Raw genomic sequence first — 5,425 nt, 5'->3', positions numbered from 1 at the left:
CGGTGACCGGCCGGTCACCGCGCGGTGAACCTTTCCGGCGCGGCGGACTCTTCTAGCATCGGCCCATGCCCGCCCCTCCCGTCCTCCCCGCCGCCCCCTTCCGCGCCTGGTGGGCGCAGCGTTCCCCGGCGGCCGGCGCCGCTGTGATGGCGACCGGCATCGTGTCGGTGGCCCTGCATCTGGCGGGGCGGGAGATCCTCTCGCTGATCTTCCTCGTGCTCGCCTGCGCCGCCTGGCTGGGCCTGGCGGCGGAGTTCACCCTGCGGCTGCTGCGGGAACGGGAGCGGTGGGCGTCGGAGGCGAAGACTCCGGGTGCGCTCACCGCGGTCGCCGCGACGGCCGTGCTCGGCACCCGGGTGTCCGCGCTGGGCCACGACGCGCTCGCCGGGGCACTGCTCGCGCTGGCCACGGTGCTCTGGCCTGTGCTGCTCCTCCTGGTCGTACGGCGCCGACGCCCCCGCATGCCCGGATCGGTGTTCCTGTGCTGCGTGGCCACGCAGGCGCTCGCCGTCCTGGCCGCGACGCTCGCCGCGGCCGAGTCGGCGGCCTGGCTGGCGCGGGTGGCGCTGGTGCTGTTCTGGTTCGGGTTGGTGCTCTACGTCCTCGCCCTGTTCCGCTTCGACCTGCGGCAGGTGACCGAGGGGGCCGGGGACCACTGGGTCGCGAGCGGTGCCATCGCCATCTCGGCGCTCGCCGGGGCGGAGCTGCTCGCCGCCGACAGCGCCCGGCTGTATCTGTGGAACGACGACGACCTCGGTGTCCTGCGCGTGATGACCGTCGGCCTGCTGGTGCTCGACCTGGCCTGGTACGGCGTGCTGCTGGTCGGCGAGGCCGTCCGGCCGCGGCCGCGGTACGACACGCGGCGCTGGGCGACCGTGTTCCCCCTGGGCATGACGGCGGCGGCGACGCTGTCCGCGTCCGCCGCCGTCGGTGTCCCGTGGCTCGGGAGCCTGGGGCGTGTGCTGTCGTGGGTCGTGGTGGCCGTCTGGCTGGTGGTCGCCGTCGGTGCGGTGACCTCGGCGCGGGCCGCGATCACGTCCGGACCCGTGCGGGGACCCGTCAGGTCCACAGCACGGCGATGAAGATGTTCGCCGTGGTCAGCAGGCCGACGAGGCCGAACAGGCTCTTGTCCACCTTCTCGTCGTCCCGCTTCACATAGACCAGGCCGAGGATCACGATCAGCAGGGCCAGCTTGACACCGATCTTGATGTTGTCGACGGAATAGCCCTGTGCCTGGTTCAGCCCGACCAGGACCACACCGGTGACCAGCATCGTCAGCGCACCGTGCAGCATCGCGGGAACGAAGCGTGCGGTGCCCTGGCCCATCGCCTTCATCTGGGTGAGGAAGCCACCGAGAAGCGACGCGATGCCGATGATGTGCAGGCCGACGAAGAGGTGGATGAGTACGTCCATGAGTCCGGAGCCTAACGAGGCCCCTGTTCTCCACCCGACACCGCCCCGGTCCGCCGGCCTCTCGGCCCGACGCGCCGCATAGCACCCGGGCCCACCGCCCCGCCCCTCATTCGGCGCTTTGATCATCGTGCTGACGGAAGGCGACGGCCGCGACCCGCACCTTCGCTCTCTCGCGCTCACCCAACGATCCGCTCCCGTCATTTCCGATCAACCCGTCACCAGGCCGTCTGGGCCCGGAATAGCGTCCTCCCCCAGGTGGCCGGCTCCCCACCGCCGCCCGGACCAGGGGCGGCAGCCGGACACCACCGCCCGGAAGGCGCGGCGGCCGAGCCCTCCGGCCGACCGTGCGCACGGACCGGGCGGTCGTCTGGAAAGGACGTGGAGTCCACGTGGCAGCACACCGCAAGCCCAGACAGCTTCTGATGGGCGGCGGCAGGACCCGCAGGGCCGTCACTCTCGTCCTCGCCGGCGCGGCCACCGCGACCGGGTTCGACGGGACGGGGCACGCCGAGCCCCAACTGGCACCGGGGCAGGTCAAGGCCGAGGCCGACAAGCTGTTCCAGGAGGCGGAGGCCGCCACCGAGAAGTACAACGGTGCGAAGGAGAAGGCGGAGTCGGCCGGGCGGCGACTGCACGACCTGCAGGAGCAGGCCGCCCGCGAGGAGGACCGGCTCAACTCCGCACGGGCGGCGCTGGGGTCGGTCGCGGCGGCGCAGTACCGCAGTGGCGGCCTCGACCCCGCCCTGCAACTCGTCCTCTCGGACGACCCCGACGGCTACCTGGACGGCGCCGCGTTCGCCGAACGGGCGGGCAGCCGCCAGAACGCGGCCGTGGGACGCGTACGCGAGCAACTCCGCGAGATCGAGCGGCTGCGCGGTGCCGCCCGCCTCGAACTCACCTCACTGACGTCCCGTCAGGCGGAGCTGAAGCGGCACAAAAAAACGGTCACCGGCAAACTGGAAGCCGCACGCCGTCTGCTGTCCCGGCTGACATCCGAGCAGCGCACGGAACTCACCGACGGCGGCACGGACCGCGCCGGCCCGGCCGCCCCCGACTCCGCCCCGGAATCGGTCACGTCCCGGGCACCCGGCCCCCGGGCCGCCGACGCCGTCTCCTACGCGTACCAGAAGCTCGGCAGCCCCTACGTCTGGGGCTCCACCGGCCCGAACGCCTTCGACTGCTCGGGCCTCGTCCAGGCCGCGTACCGCTCGGCGGGCGTGTCCCTGCCCCGCACGACCTACGCCCAGATCAACGCCGGCCGCCGCGTCGCACGGTCCGAACTCCGCCCCGGCGACCTGGTCTTCTTCTACTCCGGCATCACCCACGTCGGCCTCTACATCGGCAACGGCCGCATGATCCACGCCCCGAACTCCGGATCGACGGTCCGCGTCGCCCCGCTCACCGAGATGCCCTTCGCGGGAGCCACCCGGGTGGCCTGACGGCCGGGCTCACCGGCTCACGGACCTGAAGCCGTGCGAGCCGGTCACACCAGACGGCGAGCCGTGGCCCAACGGGTCAGTTCGTGGCGGTTGGAGAGCTGGAGCTTCCTGAGGACGGCCGAGACATGGGACTCGACCGTCTTCACCGAGATGAAGAGCTGCTTGGCGATCTCCTTGTACGCGTATCCCCGGGCGATCAGCCGCAGCACCTCGCGCTCGCGCTGGGTGAGGCGGTCGAGGTCCTCGTCGACCGGCGGGGCGTCGGTCGAGGCGAAGGCGTCGAGGACGAAGCCGGCCAGGCGGGGGGAGAAGACGGCGTCGCCCTCCTGGACCCGGAACACCGAGTCGACCAGGTCGGTCCCGGTGATCGTCTTGGTCACGTATCCGCGGGCGCCGCCCCTGATCACGCCGATCACGTCCTCCGCCGCGTCCGAGACGGACAGCGCGAGGAAACGGACCGGCTGCTCGGCGTCGCCCATCAGCGGGGCGCAGCGCCGGAGCACTTCCACGCCGCCGCCACCGGGCAGGTGCACGTCGAGGAGGACGACTTCGGGCCGGGTCGCGGTGATGACCGTGACCGCCTGGTCGACGTCCGCGGCCTCGCCGACCACTTCGACGCCGGTCTGTTCGGTCTGTCCGATCTCGGCCTGGACGCCCGTGCGGAACATGCGGTGGTCGTCGACGAGGACGACACGCACATGGCGTCCGGCGCCACCGGTGGGCTGCGCGGACTCTGCGGCCCGGGCCGCCGGTCCCGCCGTTCCGTTCGGGTCGGTCGGCTCGTTCGGCTCGCTCATGACGTGTTCTCCGCCCTCTCCATCTCCAGCTCGACCTCCGTGCCGCCGTCCGGCACCGCGCGCAGCCGCGCCGTGCCGCCGTTGCGCTCCATGCGGCCGATGATCGATTCTCTGACACCCATGCGGTCGGCGGGTATCGAGTCGAGGTCGAAGCCGGGGCCGCGGTCCCGGACGGACACGAAGACCGTCCTTCCCTCGACTTCGGCGTAGACCTGTACGGCACCCCCCTCGCCACCGTACTTGGCCGCGTTCACCATCGCTTCGCGCGCGGCCTGCATCTGCGGGCCGATCTTCTCGTCCAGCGGGCAGTCGCCGACGACGACCACCTCGATGGGGACGCCGTGCTTGTCCTCCACCTCCGCGGCATTGCGCCGTACGGCGTCGGCGAGGGTGGTGGGCTCGTCGGCCTCGTCCTTGCCGGTGCCCTCGGGCTTGTAGAGCCAGGTGCGCAGGTCCCGCTCCTGGGCGCGGGCGAGCCGGCGCACCTCGCCCGGACTGTCGGCGTTGCGCTGGATCAGGGTGAGGGTGTGCAGCACCGAGTCGTGGACGTGGGCGGCGACCTCGGCGCGCTCCTGGGCACGGATGCGCATCAGCCGTTCCTCGGAGAGGTCCTGGGTCATGCGCACGAGGTAAGGACCGGCGAGGAGCGTGATCCCGACGAGGACCGCGAGGGCCGCCTGGAGCACCGACGCGAGGTGGGCGCCGGAGCCCCGGAGGACGAAGATGCCCGACACACCGGCCGTGACCAGCAGTACGCCGGCGCCGGCCCGCAGCAGGGTGACCGTGCGGCGCCGGCTGCCGACCTCGACCCAGCGGGCCCGGCGCGCGTTGTCCGCCTGCCGCCAGACCAGGGCGACGCCCGCGCCGACGAGCACGGTCGGCCAGAGGTAGGCCCTGGCACCGTTGGACAGGTTCACATTGCCGACGAAGACCATGGCCACCACGACCATGAGGAGCAGGGCGACGATCTGGCCCTTGTCCGGTCTGCGGGTGACGAGTCTGCGCCGGCCGTCCGGCGCGCTCTCGGTCGCGACCAGTGTGGGCGGCTTCTGCGCGTCCACTCCGCCGACCCCGAGCGGTACGAAGAACCAGAAGGCGGCGTACAGCAGTGCGCCCAGGCCGTCGGCCATGAACAGGCCGACGAAGACGAGCCGTACCCAGATCACGGGCAGCCCAAGGTGTCCGGCGAGCCCCCGCGCCACACCACCGAGCCAGCGTCCGTCACTGCTGCGGTAGAGCTTGCGCGGCGGCCGCGGCTCTGCGAGTGGCGCTGCTGCGGCTTCCGACATGCCAATGATGGTCACACGCCCCCTGGTTCCGCGGCATCAGGGTTGGTCCCGGAGACTCCCCTGATCTCCGGGGGGTCCGGCCCCCCGAACGCTCTCCGGCCACCCCTCAGGGCCGATATCAGGGTCCGGCCAGGGTCGTCCCGACTGCCGTCGCGGCGGCTCGCCCGTCACCATGGACTCATGACAGATCACCAGCACGCCGCGACGGGTCCGGGACCCGGCTCCGGCCCGCGCCCTCCCGAGGGCGCCGGGCCGCGGGATACCGCGTCTGCCACGGGCGCGGCAGGCGGTACGGCGGCCGGGGGGACAGCCGCCGGAGCTCCGCACCCTCCCGGCGAGGCACCCGTGCCCGAGCCGCCGCACCGTTTCCGGCGCGACCGCCGGCACCAGATGCTCGGCGGAGTGTGCTCCGGGCTCGGCCGGCAGTGCGACATGGACCCGGTGATCTTCCGCATCACGCTGGCGGTGCTCTCCGCCACCGGTGGCG

The 5,425-nt window shown here is 72.5% G+C and carries 6 protein-coding genes; 3 read left to right on the top strand and 3 right to left on the bottom strand.

Going from position 1 to position 5,425, the window contains the following annotated elements; genetic code table 11:
• The first annotated feature begins 65 nt into the window (after positions 1 to 65).
• Positions 66 to 1,082, top strand: a complete 1,017-nt coding sequence (locus tag AOK11_RS37010; protein WP_055598011.1) for an SLAC1 family transporter — start codon at positions 66 to 68, stop codon at positions 1,080 to 1,082.
• Here the strand turns inward: AOK11_RS37010 and AOK11_RS37005 are convergent.
• Positions 1,060 to 1,413: a hypothetical protein gene (locus AOK11_RS37005; RefSeq protein ID WP_055598010.1), complete on the bottom strand. Its 354-nt coding sequence runs from the start codon at positions 1,411 to 1,413 to the stop codon at positions 1,060 to 1,062. The genes AOK11_RS37010 and AOK11_RS37005 overlap by 23 nt on opposite strands.
• A 389-nt stretch (positions 1,414 to 1,802) precedes the next feature.
• Here AOK11_RS37005 and AOK11_RS37000 point away from each other — a divergent pair, with 389 nt between their 5' ends.
• On the top strand, positions 1,803 to 2,852 hold the full coding sequence (locus AOK11_RS37000) for a C40 family peptidase (RefSeq protein WP_055598009.1): 1,050 nt from the start codon (positions 1,803 to 1,805) through the stop codon (positions 2,850 to 2,852).
• Positions 2,853 to 2,896: 44 nt separating this feature from the next.
• On the opposite strand, the gene AOK11_RS36995 is transcribed toward AOK11_RS37000, so the two are convergent.
• On the bottom strand, positions 2,897 to 3,649 hold the full coding sequence (locus AOK11_RS36995; RefSeq protein ID WP_055598008.1) for a LuxR C-terminal-related transcriptional regulator: 753 nt from the start codon (positions 3,647 to 3,649) through the stop codon (positions 2,897 to 2,899).
• Complete coding sequence (locus tag AOK11_RS36990; RefSeq protein WP_055598007.1) at positions 3,646 to 4,938, bottom strand: ATP-binding protein; 1,293 nt, start codon at positions 4,936 to 4,938, stop codon at positions 3,646 to 3,648. Before AOK11_RS36990 ends, AOK11_RS36995 begins: the two co-directional genes overlap by 4 nt.
• A gap of 180 nt (positions 4,939 to 5,118) precedes the next feature.
• Here AOK11_RS36990 and AOK11_RS41200 point away from each other — a divergent pair.
• Positions 5,119 to 5,425: PspC domain-containing protein (locus AOK11_RS41200; protein WP_157869533.1), on the top strand; the 307-nt coding region annotated here is incomplete at its 3' end.

Origin of the sequence: Streptomyces hirsutus (assembly GCF_001418415.1) — a bacterium.
GTDB classification, from domain to species: Bacteria; Actinomycetota; Actinomycetes; order Streptomycetales; family Streptomycetaceae; genus Streptomyces; species Streptomyces hirsutus.
Note: the sequence above shows the minus strand (reverse complement) of the source record. Positions and strands in the feature narration are given on the sequence as shown.

What these genes read in the sequence shown, in the direction of transcription:
- AOK11_RS37010 (WP_055598011.1), top strand. Translation starts at nt 66, where the DNA reads ATGCCCGCCCCTCCCGTCCTCCCCGCCGCCCCCTTCCGCGCCTGGTGG.
- AOK11_RS37005 (WP_055598010.1), bottom strand. Translation starts at nt 1,413, where the DNA reads ATGGACGTACTCATCCACCTCTTCGTCGGCCTGCACATCATCGGCATC.
- AOK11_RS36995 (WP_055598008.1), bottom strand. Translation starts at nt 3,649, where the DNA reads ATGAGCGAGCCGAACGAGCCGACCGACCCGAACGGAACGGCGGGACCG.
- AOK11_RS36990 (WP_055598007.1), bottom strand. Translation starts at nt 4,938, where the DNA reads ATGTCGGAAGCCGCAGCAGCGCCACTCGCAGAGCCGCGGCCGCCGCGC.